At 70.9% G+C, this 16,853-nt stretch carries 17 protein-coding genes; 11 read left to right on the forward strand and 6 right to left on the reverse strand.

Features of this window, described 5'->3' with window-relative positions; translation table 11 throughout:
- The first annotated feature begins 41 nt into the window (after positions 1-41).
- The 3 genes from Q0588_RS10560 (at position 42) to Q0588_RS10570 (ending at position 2,914) form a co-directional block, all read left to right on the forward strand.
- The gene (locus tag Q0588_RS10560; RefSeq protein ID WP_298745916.1) at positions 42-872 is read left to right on the forward strand and encodes a methyltransferase; all 831 of its coding nucleotides are present in this window, start codon (positions 42-44) and stop codon (positions 870-872) included.
- Positions 873-974: 102 nt separating this feature from the next.
- Positions 975-1,877, forward strand: a complete 903-nt coding sequence (locus Q0588_RS10565) for a methyltransferase (protein WP_298745917.1) — start codon at positions 975-977, stop codon at positions 1,875-1,877.
- The gene (locus Q0588_RS10570) at positions 1,874-2,914 is read left to right on the forward strand and encodes an alpha/beta hydrolase (protein ID WP_298745918.1); all 1,041 of its coding nucleotides are present in this window, start codon (positions 1,874-1,876) and stop codon (positions 2,912-2,914) included. The genes Q0588_RS10565 and Q0588_RS10570 overlap by 4 nt, the downstream gene beginning before the upstream one ends.
- A gap of 17 nt (positions 2,915-2,931) precedes the next feature.
- Here the strand turns inward: Q0588_RS10570 and hisN are convergent, their stop codons facing one another.
- The gene (gene hisN / locus Q0588_RS10575; protein WP_298745919.1) at positions 2,932-3,717 is read right to left on the reverse strand and encodes a histidinol-phosphatase; all 786 of its coding nucleotides are present in this window, start codon (positions 3,715-3,717) and stop codon (positions 2,932-2,934) included.
- Positions 3,718-3,770: 53 nt separating this feature from the next.
- The gene (locus Q0588_RS10580) at positions 3,771-4,157 is read right to left on the reverse strand and encodes a helix-turn-helix transcriptional regulator (protein WP_298745932.1); all 387 of its coding nucleotides are present in this window, start codon (positions 4,155-4,157) and stop codon (positions 3,771-3,773) included.
- Between the two features lie 178 nt (positions 4,158-4,335).
- Between Q0588_RS10580 and Q0588_RS10585 the strand changes: the two genes are divergently transcribed.
- Complete coding sequence (locus Q0588_RS10585; RefSeq protein ID WP_298745920.1) at positions 4,336-4,593, forward strand: GlsB/YeaQ/YmgE family stress response membrane protein; 258 nt, start codon at positions 4,336-4,338, stop codon at positions 4,591-4,593.
- 72 nt (positions 4,594-4,665) lie between these two features.
- On the opposite strand, the gene Q0588_RS10590 is transcribed toward Q0588_RS10585, so the two are convergent.
- A complete protein-coding gene (locus tag Q0588_RS10590) occupies positions 4,666-5,586 on the reverse strand; it encodes a hypothetical protein (RefSeq protein WP_298745921.1) in 921 nt (306 codons plus the stop codon).
- 150 nt (positions 5,587-5,736) lie between these two features.
- Positions 5,737-7,566: a translational GTPase TypA gene (gene typA, locus Q0588_RS10595; protein ID WP_298745922.1), complete on the reverse strand. Its 1,830-nt coding sequence runs from the start codon at positions 7,564-7,566 to the stop codon at positions 5,737-5,739.
- Between the two features lie 323 nt (positions 7,567-7,889).
- Between typA and Q0588_RS10600 the strand changes: the two genes are divergently transcribed.
- The 3 genes from Q0588_RS10600 to mutM all read left to right on the forward strand — a co-directional run bounded on the left by Q0588_RS10600 (position 7,890) and on the right by mutM (position 11,154).
- Positions 7,890-8,723 (forward strand): phosphatase PAP2 family protein, encoded by an 834-nt coding sequence (locus Q0588_RS10600; protein ID WP_298745923.1) that lies wholly within the window; start codon positions 7,890-7,892, stop codon positions 8,721-8,723.
- A 65-nt stretch (positions 8,724-8,788) separates the two neighbouring features.
- Entirely contained in the window at positions 8,789-10,228 is a 1,440-nt protein-coding gene (locus tag Q0588_RS10605; protein WP_298745924.1) for a glycosyltransferase family 39 protein, read from the forward strand.
- 50 nt (positions 10,229-10,278) lie between these two features.
- A complete protein-coding gene (gene mutM, locus Q0588_RS10610; RefSeq protein WP_298745925.1) occupies positions 10,279-11,154 on the forward strand; it encodes a bifunctional DNA-formamidopyrimidine glycosylase/DNA-(apurinic or apyrimidinic site) lyase in 876 nt (291 codons plus the stop codon).
- Here the strand turns inward: mutM and Q0588_RS10615 are convergent, their stop codons facing one another.
- Positions 11,155-11,733, reverse strand: a complete 579-nt coding sequence (locus Q0588_RS10615) for a hypothetical protein (protein ID WP_298745926.1) — start codon at positions 11,731-11,733, stop codon at positions 11,155-11,157.
- A gap of 247 nt (positions 11,734-11,980) precedes the next feature.
- On the opposite strand from Q0588_RS10615, the gene Q0588_RS10620 reads away from it, so the two are divergent.
- Positions 11,981-12,769 carry an enoyl-CoA hydratase-related protein gene (locus tag Q0588_RS10620; RefSeq protein ID WP_298745927.1) on the forward strand — a complete coding sequence of 263 codons (789 nt, stop codon included), beginning with the start codon at positions 11,981-11,983 and terminating at the stop codon, positions 12,767-12,769.
- Positions 12,770-12,774: 5 nt separating this feature from the next.
- On the opposite strand, the gene Q0588_RS10625 is transcribed toward Q0588_RS10620, so the two are convergent.
- On the reverse strand, positions 12,775-12,987 hold the full coding sequence (locus Q0588_RS10625) for a hypothetical protein (RefSeq protein WP_298745928.1): 213 nt from the start codon (positions 12,985-12,987) through the stop codon (positions 12,775-12,777).
- A gap of 190 nt (positions 12,988-13,177) precedes the next feature.
- Between Q0588_RS10625 and rpsT the strand changes: the two genes are divergently transcribed.
- From rpsT to dnaN, 3 genes are all read left to right on the forward strand, one after another.
- Positions 13,178-13,447 carry a 30S ribosomal protein S20 gene (gene rpsT / locus Q0588_RS10630; RefSeq protein WP_298745929.1) on the forward strand — a complete coding sequence of 90 codons (270 nt, stop codon included), beginning with the start codon at positions 13,178-13,180 and terminating at the stop codon, positions 13,445-13,447.
- Between the two features lie 488 nt (positions 13,448-13,935).
- Positions 13,936-15,348, forward strand: coding sequence for a chromosomal replication initiator protein DnaA (gene dnaA, locus Q0588_RS10635; RefSeq protein ID WP_366872864.1), 1,413 nt, complete (start codon positions 13,936-13,938; stop codon positions 15,346-15,348).
- A gap of 511 nt (positions 15,349-15,859) precedes the next feature.
- Positions 15,860-16,853: DNA polymerase III subunit beta (dnaN, locus tag Q0588_RS10640; protein ID WP_298745931.1), on the forward strand; the 994-nt coding region annotated here is incomplete at its 3' end.

Raw genomic sequence — 16,853 nt, forward strand, 5'->3', positions numbered from 1 at the left:
AACCCCGCAGGGTCGGGCCTCTCATCATCCGGAGACGATCGATGCGCCTGTCCGCTCTCGCCCTGACCGTCGCCCTGGCCCTGCCGACGGCGGCGCCGGCGCAGATCCTGCCGCCCCTGCCGGCGCTGGACGAAACCCCGGCGCAGCGCGCCGCCCGGCGGGCCGCCATGACGCCGCCGGTTCCGCAGGAGGACGAGGCGCTGCAGGCGGCCGTGGCCTCGCCGGCCCGGCCCGCCGTCGACGTGGCCCGCGACGCCCACCGGCGGCCGTTCGAGACCCTGACCTTCTGGGGCCTGACGCCGGGTGCGACCGTCGTCGAGATCGAACCCGGGCCGACCGGCTGGTGGCGCAACATCCTCAAACCCTACGCCGCCGCCACCGGCGGGACCTATGTGGCCGTGAACCGGCCCCTCGAGGGCATGGGCGTCGCCGACGGCGGGGCGGACATGGTCGTGGTCGCCCGCACCTTCCACAACTGGCGCCGTTCCGGCCGGACCGAGCCCTACCTGGCCGCCATCTTCAGGGCCCTGAGGCCCGGCGGGGTGCTGGCGGTGGAGCAGCACCGCAGCGCCGACGGCCTGAACCCCGACCAGACCGCCCTGACCGGCTACATGCCCGAGAGCCACATCATCCAGGCGGCCCGGGCCGCCGGCTTCGAACTCGACGCGCGCAGCGAGCTGAACGCCAATCCGGCCGACGACCGCGACCATCCCTACGGCGTCTGGACCCTGCCGCCGACGCGGCTCGCGGCCCCGCGCACCGGCAACCCCGGCGACCGGCCGACACCGCTGACCGAGGCTGAACGGGCCGCCTTCGACGCGATCGGCGAGAGCGACCGGATGACCCTCCGTTTTCGCAAGCCGGCCGGATGAAAATGGTCGCCGCAACGGCTTTGACCGGTCATGGGAACAGGGTTAAGCCCTTGCCCCGACGGGGGCGGACCGGACGGCGCGGACGTCTCGCGGGGGACGTGAATGGCTGAACGAACACAGGCTGGGCGATCGTTCGCGTCGCGCCGGGGCGTGCTGTCCGGCGGCGCCGCCCTGCTGGTCCTGTCCGGCTGCGGCCGCGAAAGGACCGCCGAGCCCCCGCCCCAGCCGGACGGCCCGCCCAAGGGCTCGCTGGAATGGGCCGTGGCCGGACCGTGGCGGGCCCAGGACCGGGCCCGCGACGCCTGGCGCCACCCGATGGAGACGCTGCGTTTCTTCGGCCTCCAGCCGCACATGACGGTGGTCGACTTCTGGCCCGGAAGCGGCTGGTGGACGGAGATCGTGGCCCCCTATCTGGCCGAGGGCGGCGGACGCTACATCGCCGCCGGCTTCCAGACCGGCCCCGGGGCCGATCCGGCCCAGACCCAGCTGACCGCGGCCTTCCAGAAGCGGTTCACCACCGACCGCCGGCTCTACGGCGACGTCGAACTGTCGGAGTTCGGCCCCAGCTCGGGCCCGGTGGCCCCGGCCGGGACGGTCGACATGGCCCTGTTCATGCGCAGCATCCACGCCTGGATGGCCGCCGGCATCGCCGAAAAGGCCTTCGCCGACGCCTACGCCGCGCTGCGGCCGGGCGGCGTGCTGGGCGTCGAGCAGCACCGGCTGGAGCCCGACAAGGACCAGGATCCGACCGCGGCGAACGGATATGTGCAGGAGGCGTTCGTCAAACAGCTGGCCGCGGAGGCCGGCTTCGTCTTCGTGGCCGCCTCCGAAATCAACGCGAACGAAAGGGATACCAAGGACCATCCGTTCGGCGCCGAGACCCTGCCCCCCATGGGCCTGACCGCGCCGCGCGGATCGCCGCCGGACCCGACCTTCGACCGGTCGAAATACGACGAGATCGGCGAAAGCGACCGCATGACCTTGAGATTCAGGAAACCCGAGTGAGCCGAGCCGCCGCCTACGCCGCCAACGCCCCCCTGATGGGAGTGCCAGGCGCCTCTTCGCCCCCGGGAGGAACCGGCGAATGGTTCCGCGGAGCCGGCGGCCTGCGCCTGCGCGCGGCCTTCTGGACCCCGTCGTCGCTGGTCACCCCCAAGCCGCGCGGGACCGTCATCCTGAGTCCGGGCCGGACGGAGCCGATCGAGAAATATTTCGAGGTGATCGGCAATTTCCTGGCCCGCGGCTGGTGCGTCCTCGCCCACGACTGGCGCGGCCAGGGGCTGTCGGCGCGCCTGCTGCCGGACCGGCTGAAGGGACACGCTCGCGCGGTCGAGGAATTCCTCGACGACTACGCCCGTCTGCTCGAGGCCTATGAGGACCGCGCGCCGCGGCCGTGGATCATGGTCGGCCATTCGATGGGCGCGGTGCTGAACCTGATGACGCTGCAGGGCGGCGACGAGCGGTTCTCGGGGGCCCTTCTGACCAGTCCGATGCTGCGCATCAAGACCGGCAAGCGGTCGATGTGGTCGGTCAAGCTGGCGGTGCGCTGGAACCTGCGCCACGGCAAGGCCGGCGACTATGTGCTCGACGATCCCGACGACCCCTTCGACCACACCTTCGAAAAGGACGCCCTGACCACCGACGAGAGCCGCTACGAACAGTGGCGCCAGCAGCTCTACGCCTGCCCCCACCTGGCCGTCGGCGGACCCACCTGGGGCTGGCTGGCCTTCGCCCTGGACGCCGGCGAGCGGGCGCTCAAGCCCAAGGCCCTGAAGTCCGTGCGCGTGCCGGTGGCCATCGTCCAGGCGGGCGAGGACGACCGGGTCTGGAAGCAGACCAACAAATGGGCCGCGCGGCGGCTGGGCCGCGGCCGCTATGTCGAGATCCCCGGGGCCAGACACGAGGTCATCATGGAGACCGACGAGCGCCGGGCGATCTTCCTCGAGGAGTTCGACGCCATGGGCGCCTATGTCTCGCCGGTCGAGGACCTGTCGCCGATCCCGGGTCCGCCGGCGGAGCGCGAGCCGACCACGGCCGGCTAGATGTGGAGCCTCAACAGCTAGAGGGCGGCCCGGCGCAGGGCGACCAGGGCCTGGTCGCGCAGACGGGCGTCGCCCACGGCCAGGATCTGGCCGCCGCCGTCGGGGGCTCCGCCGCGCCAGTTGGTCACCTCGCCGCCGGCCGCCTCGATCACCGGGACCAGCGCCGACCAGTCCCAGACCCTGAGCGCGCTCTCGGCCACCAGGTCGATCCGCCCCGAAGCCAGCATGGCGTAGGCGTAGGCGTCGCAGCCCAGCCGGGCCAGGCGGGCGGCCGCGCGCACCTGGGTCCAGGCGCCCAGTTCGGCCCCGGTGAACAGGTCGGGATCGGTGGTGGCGATCAGGGCCTCGTCCAGGCGGGGGCAGGGCCGCACCGCCAGCGCCGTCTCGCGGCCGGCGGCCAGCAGGCGCGCCCCCGAGGGGCCGCCGAGGAAGATCTCGTCGAGATAGGGCTGGCCGATCGCCCCGGCCACCGGCCGGCCGGCCGCCCTCAGGGCGATCAGATTGGTCCACAGCGGCAGGCCGGCGATGAAGGCGCGGGTGCCGTCGATCGGGTCGAGAATCCAGACGTGCTCGGCCTCGGGCCGGTCCTCGCCGTATTCCTCGCCGATGACTCCGTGGTCCGGATAGCGGCCGGCGATCAGGCGGCGCAGGGCCGCCTCGGCCTCGCGGTCGGCCTGGGTGACCGGATCGAAGCCGGCCGCGCCGCCCTTGTCCGTCGGCTCGCAGGCTCCGCGAAAATACGGCAGGGATACGCGCGCCGCCTCTCGGGCCAGCTCCACGGCGAAGGCTTCATACTCGGTCATGCAGGCGGGATACTCACGCCCCGCCCTCATGTCACGGCGTCATTGCGGGCGGATCAGGCCGTTTCGCCCTCGGCGTGCAGCGACTTGGCCAGGTCGAGCAGCCGCCGGCGCGGCCGTTCGCCGAGCTGGTAATAGGCCTGGATCAGATCGAGCGTCTCCTTGCGGGAAAACATCTCGCCGCCCTGGTTGGCCGCCTCCCGGCGCTCGATGGCCTCTTCCAGGCCGTCGTAGAAATAGCTGACCGGCGACTCCAGGGCCTCGGCCAGCTGCCACAGCCGGGCGGCCGAGATGCGGTTGGCGCCGCATTCGTACTTCTGGATCTGCTGGAAGCGGATGCCGACCTGGCTGGCCAGCTGCTGCTGCGTCAGGCCGAGCAGCCGCCGGCGCCGGCGCAGGCGACGTCCGAGGTGAAGGTCGATGTCGGTGGCCATGGCCCCAATTCCCCTTGTTCCCAACCTGTCCCGATGCGGGACGGCTCGCCCTGCAAGCGGCAAGGCTCGTGCCGCCTTCCCGCCGGAGGGGATAACCGACGAACAGGATTCATTGGATGACAGCGCCGCAACCGTAACGGTTCCAGCGCATTAAACGGCCATCGATCATTCCTGGAAGGAGCGGACTATGAGCGGGTTTGGATGGATTGCGTGGATTGTGATCGGCATTATCGCCGGCTGGCTGGCTGAACAGATCATGGGGCGCAATCACGGCCTCCTGACCAATCTGATCGTCGGCGTCGTCGGCGCCCTGGTCGGCGGCTTCCTCTACAACACCCTGCTGGGCGGCGACGCCGGCGGGAACTGGATCATCGGCATCATCGTCGCCACCGTCGGCGCGATCATCCTGCTGTTCCTGCTGGGACTGGTGAAGCGACGGGCCTGACCGGTCGCCGCACAGGCAGCAAGAAGGGCGGCTCCGGAAGGAGCCGCCCTTTTCATTTCCGGCGCCGGTCGGTCAGGCGCCCGGCTTGCCGGGGTCCCGGCCCGATCCCTCCCCGGCCGGGGGAGAGGCCGGATTGTCCGACGGCAGGTTCGGCGGGGTCCGGTCCGGCGGGCTGGCCGGCTGGGCCGGTTCGGCCGGAACGGCGTGCGCGACGCCCGGTTGAACCGGCGGGGCCGGAACCGCGGGCGTCGCCGGGGTGGCCGGGGTCACGCCCGGATCCGCCGGCGTGGCGGGCACGGCGGGCGTGGCCGGGGCGGCCTGGTGAGCTTCGTCGTCGTCGATGTCCGGCGTCTCGCCGTCGTCGACGTCCGGAGTCTCGCCCGCGTCATCGCCCGTTCCGTCCGTAACGTCGTCGGCATCATCGTCCTCGCCGGCGTCGTCGCCAGTGTCGGTGTCGGCGTCATCGTCAGCGTCATCGCCGGTGTCATCGCCGGTGTCATCGCCGGTGTCGGCGTCATCGTCGGCGTCGTCGGTGTCGTCGCCGTCGTCCGCATCATCGGCGCTGCGATTGGCGGGAACCGCGGGCGTGGCCGGGGTCGCGGGCGTCACGCCGGGATCGGCGGGCGTGGCCGGGACCGCGGGCGTGGTCACCGCCTCGGCGGCGCCGAACTGCTCGACGGTGAAGTCGACGACGACCACCTCACCCTCCTGGCGGATGCCGTCGATCGGCACGGCCCTGACCGTGCCGTCGGCCCCGCGGACGGTCAGCTGCTGGCGGTCGCCGTTCATCCGGGCGCCGACGAGGACGCCGAGCTCGCCGTCGCCGCCGCGCACGGTCATGCCGGGCTGAAGGGTCAGGGTGGGGGCCTGGGACGACTGCGTCGGCGGCGTCGTCGCGGGCGGCGTTTGCGGGGCCGTGCCGTCCTGGGCGATCGCCGGAGCGGTCATCAGGAACAGGCCGGCGGCCCCGGTCAGGAGCGCGGACTTTCGCATGATCTTCTGCCTTGCACTAAAGCGAGCGGAAGGGCTCGCACCACGCTGCAAACTCGGGGCGGAAGGGGATTGTTGCGTCGGCCCTGAAATGGCCCCGCGATCGCCGCGATTGGCCCGATTGCGGCGCCGGCGGCCCGGCCCGGCGAGGGGTCACTCCTCGCGGACGCGCTTCTTGCGGAAGCTCGGGTTCAGCACCTGCTTGCGCAGCCGGATCGACTTGGGCGTCACCTCGACCAGCTCGTCCTCCTCGATATAGGCGATGGCCTGCTCGAGCGACGGCCGCCGCGGGGGCGTCAGGCGCACCGCCTCGTCCTTGCCCGAGGCGCGGATGTTGTTCAGCTGCTTGGCCTTCATCGGATTGACGTCGAGATCGTCCCAGCGGGCGTTCTCGCCGATGATCATGCCCTGGTAGGTCTTCTCGCCGGCGCCGACGAACATCACGCCGCGCTCCTCGAGGTTCCACAGGGCGAAGGCGGCGGTCTCGCCGTCGCCGTTCGAGACCAGCACGCCCTTCAGCCGGCCCTCGATGGCCCCCTTGTGCGGCTCATAGTGGCTGAACACCCGGTTCAGCACGCCCGAACCGCGCGTGTCGGTCAGGAACTCGCCCTGGTAGCCGATCAGCGAGCGCGACGGCGACTTCAGCGTCAGGCGCGTCTTGCCGGCGCCCGACGGTCCCATGTCCTTCAGCTCGGCCTTGCGGGCCGACAGCTTCTCGATGACCACCCCGGTGTATTCGTCGTCGACGTCGATGACCACGTCCTCGATCGGCTCCAGCCGCTCGCCGTTCTCGCCGGTCTGATAGACCACCCGCGGCCGGCTGATCGACAGTTCGAAGCCTTCGCGGCGCATGTTCTCGATCAGCACGCCCAGCTGCAGTTCGCCGCGCCCGGCCACCTCGAAGGCGTCCTTGCCGCCGGTCTCGGTGACGCGGATGGCGACATTGGCCTCGGCCTCCCTGAGCAGGCGGTCGCGGATCACCCGCGACTGGACCTTGTCGCCCTCGCGCCCGGCCAGCGGGCTGTCGTTGACCGAGACGGTCATCGAGATGGTCGGCGGATCGATCGGCTGGGCCGGCAGGGCCTCGGTGACTTCCAGCGCGCACAGGGTGTCGGCCACGGTGGCCTTGGACATGCCGGCGATGGCGACGATGTCGCCCGCCTCGGCCTCGTCGACCGGCTGGCGCTTCAGGCCGCGGAAGGCCAGCACCTTGGTGATGCGGCCCTGTTCGATGGTCTTGCCGTCGCGCGACAGGGCCTTGATGGCCATGCCCGGAACGGCCTTGCCGCTCTCGATCCGGCCGGTCAGCAGGCGGCCGAGAAACGGGTCGCTCTCGATCAGCACATTGAGGATCTGGAACGGCTTGTCCTTGTTCTCGACGACCTTCGGCTCGGGCACGTGTTTGACGATCAGCTCGAACAGGGCGTTCAGATTGTCGGATGGCTGGTTCAGATCCATCGTCGCCCAGCCGGCCCGGCCCGAGGCGTAGATGTGCGGGAAGTCGAGCTGCTCGTCCGTCGCGCCGATGGCGGCGAACAGGTCGAAGGCGGCGTTGTGGACCTTGTCGGGATCGGCGTGGGGCCGGTCGACCTTGTTGATGCAGAGGATCGGCTTGAGGCCCATCTTCAGCGCCTTGGTCAGCACGAATTTGGTCTGGGGCATGACGCCCTCTTCGGCGTCGACCAGCAGGACGCAGCCGTCCACCATGCCGAGGATGCGCTCGACCTCGCCGCCGAAGTCGGCGTGGCCGGGGGTGTCGATGATGTTGATGCGGGTGTCGCCCGTCTCGCCGTGCCACAACACCGAGGTGCATTTGGCGAGGATGGTGATGCCCCGTTCCTTTTCCTGGTCGTTGGAGTCCATCGCCCGCTCGGACTGGGCCTCATTGGCCCGGAACACGCCGGACTGGGCGAGCAGCTGGTCGACCAGGGTGGTCTTGCCGTGGTCGACGTGGGCGATGATGGCGACGTTGCGCAGGTTCATTTGACTATCAGACGTGCAGGGCGGCCGAGCGAGAGCGGGCCGCTGGATTTTGGCGACGGTGCGGGGAGCGCGCGCCTCTTACAGGGGCGCACGCGGAAACGCCAGTGCGCGGCGAGCACGCGCTGACGGAACGGCGGTTGTATCCCTGACGAAAGCGGCGGGGAGAGGGCGGCCGCCCCCCCGACCGCCCGCGCGCAGCCCGTCCCGGTCCGGATCGAATGTCGCCGGGGCGTCGGCAAACCGACATCCCGGCGAGCCAAAAGCATCGGTCGCGTGACGCACGACTCGGGCACATCGGGCCCGGAAACACGGGCGGGAGCGTGATGACCGGGATCGAGCTGGGCGGATGGCCGGACGCCGCACGGCCCGCGACAGGACGGGGCGGATGGCGCCGGCGGGCGGCGCTGGCGCTGTCCCGCGCGGGTCTGGCGGCTGCGGCCCTGCCCCGGCCGCAAGGTCCGATCGGCCTGTGTCTGACGGCGGTGGTGGGATTCAGCGTCCTCTTCCTCGCCTTTCCGGGCCTCGACCTGGCCGCCAGCGAGCTGTTCTACCGGGCCGAGACCGGCTTCGACCTGAGCCAGAACCCGCTGCTGCGCGCCTTCCGCAAGAGCGCCGACCTGTGCCTTGCCGTCCTGGTGATCGGCCTGATCGTGCGGCTGGGCTGGCTGGCCGCCCGGCGCGGTCCGGGCGCCGTCGTCCAGGCCCGCCGGTCGGGCTTTCTGCTGGCGGCGCTGGCGATCGGCCCGGGCCTGGTGGTCAACGGCCTGCTCAAGTCCCACTGGGGCCGGCCGCGCCCGGTGATGGTCGACGTCTTCGGCGGCGAGGCCCCGTATCAGCCGGTCTGGCGCATCAGCGAGTGGTGCCAGTCGAACTGCTCCTTCACCAGCGGCGAGGCCTCGTCGGCGGCCTGGATGGTCGCCGCCCTGGTCCTGGTTCCGGCCGGTTGGCGGCCGGCGCTGGCCGGCCCGGTCGTCGCCTACGCCTTCCTGCTGTCGCTCAACCGCCTTGCCTTCGGCGGTCATTTCCTCTCTGACGTCGTATTGTCATGGTCGATCAGCGGACTGATTTTCGCGGTGTTGTTCCGCCTGATGGTGAGGGCGCCGGGGCTGGCGCGCCGACCGCGCCCGTCCGAGGCCGCGACGCCCGCCGCCGCCTGACCGCCGGACCGCCGGCCTGGTTCGAACGCCGCCCGTGGACGGCGCTGGGGCTGGCGATCGCGGCCGTGACCGCCCTGCGCCTGCTCGCCCTCACGGGATCGGCGACCGACCTCTATGTCGACGAGGCCCAGTACTGGAGCTGGGCCCAGCAGCCGGCCTGGGGCTATTATTCGAAGCCGCCGATGGTGGCCTGGCTGATCGCCCTGTCGCAGTCGGTGTGCGGCTCCGGCGAGGCCTGCGTGCGCGCGCCCTCGGCCCTGGCCTGGGCGGTCACGGCGGCGGCCGTCGCCGGCGCGGCCGCCACCCTGTACGGGCGGCGGCTCGCGGTCTGGGCCGGCCTGGCGGCGCTGCTGGCCCCGGGGGCCGCCTATTCCGCGCGCATCATCTCGACCGACGCGCCCCTGCTGGCCTTCTGGGCCCTGGCGCTGCTGGCCTTCGTGCGGCTCAGGGCCGGGGGCGGCCCCGGCTGGGGCGTGCTGCTGGCCGCCGCCTTCGGCCTGGGTCTGCTGTCGAAATACGCCATGCTGTATTTCGCCGGCTGCGTGCTGGTCGCCGCCCTGGTCGATCCCGCCTCCCGGGCGGCGCTGCGGCGGCCGGCCGGGTGGGGCGGGCTGGCCGCCGGCGCCCTGGCGCTGACGCCGAACCTGGTCTGGCAGGCCGGGCACGGCCTGGCCACGCTCAGACACACCGCCGACAATGCGACCGGGGGCGGGGCGACGCCGGGCCTGGCCGACGCCCTCGCCTTCGTGGCCGCCCAGTTCGTGCTGGCCGGTCCGGTGGTCTTCGCCGCGACCTTGGCCGGGGCCGGACGGCTGACGCGGCCGGCGGACCGGATGCTGCTGGCCTTCTCCGCGCCGATCCTCGTCGCGCTCACCGGGGTCGCCCTGGTCACCCGGGCCCACGCCAACTGGGCCGCCGCCGCCCTGGTCGCCGTCTTCATCCTCGGCAGCGCCCTGCTGGAGCGGCGCGGGGCCGTCGGCTGGCTGGCCGGCGGGCTGGTCGCGGGCCTGGCGCTGCAGGTCGCCCTGCCGCTGGCCGACGCCAACGCCGGGCGGCTGTCGATCGGCGGGCGGGCCGTGTACGAACGGACCCTCGGATGGCGCGCCTTGGGCGAGGCGGTCGGGATCCGGGCCGGCCGCGCCGGGGCCGCGACGGTCGTGGCCGAGACCCGGCCCGACGCCGCCGCCCTGCTCTACTACGGACGCGACCAAGGGCCCGAAGTCTCGGTCTGGCCGCCGGCCGGTCCGCGGCCCGAGGATCATTTCCAGATGGAGCGCGCCCTGACCCCGGCGGCCGCGGCCCGGGGGCCGGTCCTCGCCGTGGCCGGATGCGAGGGGGCCGGGCGGTTCGCCGGCTGGGCGCGCGTCGGCGACCTCGGCGAACTGGAGGTCGCCAGCGGCCCCGGCGCGACCCGCCGCCGGCGCCTCTACCTGCTGGAGGGGCCGCCGCCGGCGATCCGTCGCCCGCCGCCCTGTCCCCGCCCCGGGGCCGCCGCCGGCCGCTGACCGGGCCGCCGCCCTCGCCAGGCGCGGCGCGGCGCTCTAAACCCTCGGCCATGCCCGAGCTTCCCGAGGTCGAGACCGTCCGCCGCGGCCTGCAGCCGGTCCTCGAAGGCGCGCGCCTGACCGGCGTGCGGCAGAACCGGCCCGACCTGCGCTTCCCCTTTCCGGAGCGGTTCGCCGCGCGGCTGGAAGGAGCCGTCGTCGAACGCGTCGACCGCCGCGCCAAATACCTGCTCATGCCGCTGTCGACCGGCGAGACCTGGGTGACCCATCTGGGCATGACCGGCCGGTTCACCGTCGACGGCGTCCAGCTGGGCGAGTTCGAGGAGGCGGCGCCCGTCGCCGGCAAGCACGAGCACGTCAGCCTGTGCGCGGTCAAAGCGGGCGCCGCCACCCGGGTCGGCTTCGCCGACGCGCGCCGCTTCGGCTTCATGGGCCTGATCCCGACCGCCGATATAGAGACACATCCGTGGTTCGCGGCCCTCGGTCCGGAGCCGCTGGGCAACGGCTTCTCGGGCGCCCACCTGGCCGGGGCCTTCGCCGGAAAGAAACAGAGCATCAAGGTCAGCCTGCTCGACCAGCGCATCGTCGCCGGCCTCGGCAACATCTATGTCTGCGAGGCGCTGTATCGGGCCCGCATCTCGCCCTTGGTCGCCGCCGGCAGGCTGTCGAGGCCGCGCCTGGAGACCCTCGCCGCCGTGGTCCGCGACGTTCTGGCCGACGCCATCGAGGCGGGCGGCTCGACGCTGCGCGACTTCGCCAACGCCGAGGGCGGGCAGGGCTATTTCCAGCACCGGTTCGACGTTTACGGGCGCGAGGCAAAGCCGTGTCATGGGTCAGTTAGGGGCGACGGTTGCCCCGGCGTGGTGAGGCGCATCGTCCAGGCCGGGCGCTCGACCTTCTATTGTCCGGCCTGTCAGGGGCAATGATCAGGCCGGCGTCAGCGGCAGGTTCAAGGTCGTGGCGATGAGGATGACCGTAATGAGCGGGACCAGGATCATGTGCAGGACACGACGACGCACGATCACCAGAGGAAGGACGAGCGCCAGCGACACCAGCAGAGGCCAGAAGTTCGCCAGTCCGGGCGTGCCGTCGATGACAGCCTCGAAGGCGGACAACGACAGCACAAGGCCTTGAAGCAAGGATACCGCGCTCCAGACGTAGCGGCTGACCCTCGCATAGTGTTCCTTCAGGTCGAGACCCTCGTCAGGCACCGAATCCGGCAGCGCGGCGCGCGCGGCCAGATACATCAGCACCAGTTGCGCGAGGACGAGAAAAAAGGTCCCGAGCGTCAGGTTGTTGATGTCGGGATCGTCGAACGATCGCCATCCCACCCACCAGCTGAACACCAGAACATAGAAGGCGTAGGTCGCGGCGGTCAGCGCCAGCCAGTCCCAGCGGACCCGCCGGGACGCCATCAGCAGGTGATGCAGGCTCACCACCATGTCGGCGATGGCCAGGCCCGAGATGATGGCCGTCAGGCCGAGAAGGTATTCTTTCGCCGTCATGTCGCCCCCCACAATGAGCCAGTCGTGGCATGATTGGCGGATCGCGAAAAGCTGGAGAGCCCCATGACCCACCGGATCGCCCTGCCGCGCGGCGTCAATGTCGGCGGGGTTAAAGTACCGATGGCCGAGCTGGTGAGCAGGGGGTGAGCCGTTTCGCGGGCAGCGGCTCCAGCTCGCTCACCTCTTGCTCACTAGCACTCCTCACCCCTGCTTCTGTATGACCTCCCAAACATCGAGGAGCGCCCGCATGACCGACGTCTATTCCACCCTGCTGATCGAGCGCCACGCCGACGGCTATGCGCTGGCGACCCTGAACCGGCCCGAGGCGTTGAACGCGCTCAACTCCGCGCTGTTCAGGGACCTCGCCGCCTTCCTCGACGCGGTCGAGCATGACGACGGGGTGCGCTGCCTGATCCTGACCGGCGCGGGCGACAAGGCCTTCGCCGCCGGGGCCGACATCAAGGAGATGCAGGACCAGACCTACGCCCAGATATACAAGGCCAATTTCTTCGCCCTCGGCCACGACCGCATCACCCGGTTCAGGAAGCCGGTCATCGCCGCGGTCAACGGCTTCGCCCTCGGCGGCGGCTGCGAGCTGGCCATGCTGTGCGACTTCATCGTCGCCTCGGACAAGGCCAAATTCGGCCAGCCCGAGATCAACCTCGGCGTCGCCCCCGGCATCGGCGGGTCGCAGCGGCTGACCCGTCTGGTCGGCAAGGCCAAGGCCATGGACATGGTGCTGACCGCCCGGATGATGGACGCGACCGAGGCCGAGCGCGCCGGGCTGGTCAGCCGCGTCTTCCCGCACGAAACCCTGCTCGACGAAGCCCGCGCCATCGCCGCGAAGATCGCGTCGCAGAGCCCCCTGGCCGTCATGGCCAACAAGGAGATGGTCAACGCCGCCCTCGAGACGACCCTGACCCAGGGCGTCCAGTTCGAACGGCGCCTGTTCCACTCCCTGTTCGCCTTCGAGGACCAGAAGGAGGGCATGGCCGCCTTCGTCGAGAAGCGGAAGCCGAAGTTCACCGGGCGGTGAGACGCTCAGACGATCTGGTCGGGATGGGTCTGGGTGCCGGCGGGCAGGGCGTCGACCTCCTGCCAGGGATCGTCCGTCTCCTCGATCGAGAGAATGGACTCCCCCTCCGCCATCTGCGTCAGGGCGGCGTCTCCGGCCTGCACGTCGGTCTTCGAAGGCACCTTCAGGGTGCGGGTGGGGCCGCCTTCGACGCCCACGGTGACACGATAGATGCGCATGGCTGACTCCTCTGCGATGCGTGAAACAACGGGCCCGCGTCGTCGCGGTTTCAGCCGACCCCGGTCCGGCCGGGCGATTGTCGAGGCGCCGCTTGAACCCCGCGGCCCTTTCGGCTATAGCCGCGCGCTCTTGAGATTTCCGCGCCGTGGACGAGTGCTCCGCGGCGTTTCCGTTCGTAAGGTTTGACTGATGGCCAACAACCCCGGCGCCAAGAAAGCGATCCGCAAGATCGCGGCCCGCACCGAAGTGAACAAGGCGCGCCGCACGCGCGTCCGCACCTTCCTGCGCAAGTTCCAGGAAGCCGTGACGGGGGGCGACGCCGGCGCCGCCAGGGCCGCCTTCGTCGAGGCCCAGTCGGAGCTGATGCGCGCCGTCTCCAAGGGCGTGGTCCACAGGAACACGGGCTCGCGCAAGGTCTCCCGCCTGGCCGCCCAGCTGAAGAAAATATCGGCCGCCTGACACAACGGCTCCGGACAGCCTTTCACTGGGGCGTCACAGCAAAGCCAAGTAATTACAATGGCGAGTGAGCAATGGCTCGCTCGCCGTTTGCGCGTCCGCCGCTAAGCTGCGTTGATCGGATTCGTGCTTTTTCCAGTGGCCACATCGGGGATTCCGCTGACAGTGTTTGGCTTTAGCGGAGTCAAACAATTTAACTGCAATTGACGATTCGAATCAGCGTTGACGGCCCCCGCTCCCGGCGTAAGTTTGGCGCTCTAACGCACTTCCATCCCCCCACGGATGAACACGGCGCGGGCCAGTTTCGCGTCGGCGTGAGATGTCTGATCGAGAGCATGATCCCCACCGCGCGGCCCCAGCCGCAGCGGACAGGAGAAGTCGTCCCCGATCCAGGCCGCTCGAAGAGCGTCGGATGGTGGTTTCTTTTTGGCGGGTGGCTGGACATGGCGGGCGGGTGGCTGGACATGGCGGGGGGCGCGCAGATGACGGGGATGACCGATCCGGATCGTATCTGGACCGAGGCGGCGGGTCGCCTGCGCAGCGAGATCGGCGAAGGGGCGTTCAGCTCCTATATCGCCCCCTCGGCGGTGCGCGCCGACGGCGCCGGCCAGCTGGTCCTCGTCACCCCGACCGCCTACGCCCGCGACTGGGTCCGCAAGAACGCCCTGCGCCGCATGAACGAGCTGTGGCTGGGCCTGGACGGCCTGGCGCGCCGGCTTGAGGTGCGTTGCCGCGCCGAGATGGGCTCGACCCCGCCGGCCTCGCAGGTCGCCGCCGGCCGCGCCGAGGCCCCCGCCGCCAACATCGTGCCGATGCCGCTGGCCACGCACGGCCCCGTCGCCGACGGGGCCCGGGCCGTGCGCGCCGCCGGACTGCAGGAGCGGCTCACCTTCGACAGCTTCGTGGAAGGCCAGGGCAACGCCTTCGCCCTGGCCATCGCCCGCCAGGCCGCGGCCTGGGCCGACGGCCACTTCAACCCGATCTTCTTCTGCGGCCCCTACGGCTACGGCAAGACCCACCTGCTCAACGCCATCGCCTGGGAGGCCCAGCGCCTGCGCCCCGACGCCAGGGTGGTCTATCTGACCGCCGAACGCTTCCTGTCGACCTTCGTGCGCGCCATGCAGGACCGCTCGACCGCGGCCTTCAAGGAAGGTCTGCGCGGCGCCGACATGCTGCTGATCGACGATGTCCAGTTCGTCGGCGGCAAGGCCTCGACCCAGGACGAGCTGCTGGCCACCCTGACCAGCCTGATCGAGGACGGCAAGCGCATCGTGCTGTCCGCCGACCGGCCGCCGATGGCCCTGACCGAGGTCGAGCCGCGCCTGCGCAGCCACCTCGCCTCGGGCCTGACCTGCCCGGTCGAGCCGGCCGACCGCGCCCTCAAGCTGGCCGTGGCGCGCAGCCGCATCCAGGCGCTGGCCGCGCTCGGCGTGGTCTCGGGCGAGGCCCGCGCCGAGGTTCTCGAGCATCTCGTCGACCGCACGCCGGGCTCGATGCGCGAGCTGGAGGGCGCCGTGAACACCCTGGCCGCCGTCGCCGGCGCCCGGCTGTCCGCCCTGACCGCCGACGAGGCCCAGGTCCTGCTGGGCTCGGCCCTGCGCGGCGGGCCGGAGCGCCGCATCACCGTCGACGAGATCCAGAAGACCGTCGCCGAACATTTCACCCTGAAGCAGGCCGACCTGCTGTCGGAGCGGCGGACCCGCGCCGTCGCCCGGCCGCGCCAGATCGCCATGTGGCTGTGCAAGCAGCACACCACCCGCTCCTATCCCGACATCGGCCGCCGCTTCGGCGGGCGCGACCACACCACGGTCCTGCACGGCGTGCGCAAGATCGAGGAGCTGATGGCCCAGGACGACCAGATCGCCCGGGACGTCGAGGCGCTGACGCGCAAGCTGCGGGGCTAGGGCCCGGCCGGGGACGGCCTCTCTCCCGGTCCGGGAGGAAAAAACGGTGTGGCAGAGTCGGCAGGGTCGGCATCGGGAAATTCCGATGGCAGAGTCGGCAGAGTCGGCATCGACCCTGAGGGATTTCAACGACCCGGCGACTTCGCCCTGTCGACTCCGCGGCTCCTGCGGCGGAGCGGCGGGGGTTCGATTTTCAAAAACCGGCAAACACATGGCGCCCATTGTGCGCCCCCTTTTTCCTCAGGCGGGAAGATCGCGTCGAGAAAAGGCGATGTGTCTGGAAAGGCGACCGATTTTCCACGCAATCCGACTATAATTCCGCCGATTGCCAGCACAGCGTCACGGCCGCCCCGGGCCCGCGGGCGCTTTGTCCACAGACAGTGGCCGCCTCTGCCCGGATGGCGCGGCCCGGGCCCCCCGCCCCTTCCTTGCCCCGCGCCGCCAATCCGCTAGTGTCCAAGGCCCTCTATTCGCGGCGACGCCTTGAGTCGCCGCTCCCGGGCGAGACGACATGCAGCTGACCATCGAACGATCCGCGCTCCTCAAGGCCCTCGGGCACGTGCAGAGCGTGGTGGAGCGGCGCAACACCATTCCGATCCTGTCCAACGTCCTGCTCAGCGCCGGCCGCGACAGGCTCAGCTTCGCCGCCACCGACCTCGACATGGAGATGGTCGACGAGGCCGAGGCCCAGGTGAACGTCGAGGGCCAGATCACCGCCCCGGCGCATACCCTCTACGAGATCGTCCGCAAGTTGCCCGACGGGGCCGAGGTCTCGCTCAGCTACAATGGCGACGACCCGCGGCTGGTGGTCCAGGCCGGCCGCTCGAAATTCAACCTGCCGGTGCTGCCGGCCGGCGACTTCCCGGTGATGTCGACTGACACCTCGGGAACGCGCTTCTCCCTGCCCAAGGAGGACCTCGCCCGGCTGATCGACAAGACCCGGTTCGCGGTCTCGACCGAGGAGACGCGCTACTATCTGAACGGCCTGTATCTGCACACCGTGGCCGAGGCCGGCATACCGCTGCTGCGCGCCGTGGCCACCGACGGCCACCGCCTGGCCCTGGCCGAGACGCCCGCGCCCGAGGGCGCCGCCGGCGGCCCCGGCGTCATCGTGCCGCGCAAGACCGTCGATCAGGTCCGCCGCCTGCTCGACGACGGCTCCGGCCCGGTCGAGGTCATGGTCAGCCCGCAGAAGATCCGCTTCGAATTCGGCCAGGCCAGCCTGACCTCCAAGGTCATCGACGGGGCCTTCCCCGACTATATGCGGGTCATCCCCCGGGGCAATGACAAACAGGCCGACATCGACAACGCCGTCTTCGCCTCGGCCGTCGACCGGGTGGCGACCATCTCGGCCGAGAAGAGCCGCAGCGTGAAACTGGCCTTCGAGCTGGACCGGGTCACCCTGACGGTGCGCAACATGGAGGCCGGCCAGGGCGTCGAGGAGGTCGAGATCGGCTATTCGGAGGAGCCGTTCGAGATCGGCTTCAACGCCCGCTACCTGCTCG

Origin of the sequence: uncultured Brevundimonas sp. (assembly GCF_937870815.1) — a bacterium.
Taxonomy (GTDB): Bacteria; Pseudomonadota; Alphaproteobacteria; order Caulobacterales; family Caulobacteraceae; genus Brevundimonas.

Bases quoted from the DNA above. Each gene is read 5' to 3' on its own strand.
- Q0588_RS10560 (WP_298745916.1), top strand. From the start codon at position 42: ATGCGCCTGTCCGCTCTCGCCCTGACCGTCGCCCTGGCCCTGCCGACG.
- Q0588_RS10565 (WP_298745917.1), top strand. From the start codon at position 975: ATGGCTGAACGAACACAGGCTGGGCGATCGTTCGCGTCGCGCCGGGGC.
- hisN (WP_298745919.1), bottom strand. From the start codon at position 3,717: ATGACCGAGTATGAAGCCTTCGCCGTGGAGCTGGCCCGAGAGGCGGCG.
- Q0588_RS10585 (WP_298745920.1), top strand. From the start codon at position 4,336: ATGAGCGGGTTTGGATGGATTGCGTGGATTGTGATCGGCATTATCGCC.
- Q0588_RS10590 (WP_298745921.1), bottom strand. From the start codon at position 5,586: ATGCGAAAGTCCGCGCTCCTGACCGGGGCCGCCGGCCTGTTCCTGATG.
- typA (WP_298745922.1), bottom strand. From the start codon at position 7,566: ATGAACCTGCGCAACGTCGCCATCATCGCCCACGTCGACCACGGCAAG.
- Q0588_RS10600 (WP_298745923.1), top strand. From the start codon at position 7,890: ATGACCGGGATCGAGCTGGGCGGATGGCCGGACGCCGCACGGCCCGCG.
- mutM (WP_298745925.1), top strand. From the start codon at position 10,279: ATGCCCGAGCTTCCCGAGGTCGAGACCGTCCGCCGCGGCCTGCAGCCG.
- Q0588_RS10615 (WP_298745926.1), bottom strand. From the start codon at position 11,733: ATGACGGCGAAAGAATACCTTCTCGGCCTGACGGCCATCATCTCGGGC.
- Q0588_RS10620 (WP_298745927.1), top strand. From the start codon at position 11,981: ATGACCGACGTCTATTCCACCCTGCTGATCGAGCGCCACGCCGACGGC.
- Q0588_RS10625 (WP_298745928.1), bottom strand. From the start codon at position 12,987: ATGCGCATCTATCGTGTCACCGTGGGCGTCGAAGGCGGCCCCACCCGC.
- rpsT (WP_298745929.1), top strand. From the start codon at position 13,178: ATGGCCAACAACCCCGGCGCCAAGAAAGCGATCCGCAAGATCGCGGCC.
- dnaA (WP_366872864.1), top strand. From the start codon at position 13,936: ATGACCGATCCGGATCGTATCTGGACCGAGGCGGCGGGTCGCCTGCGC.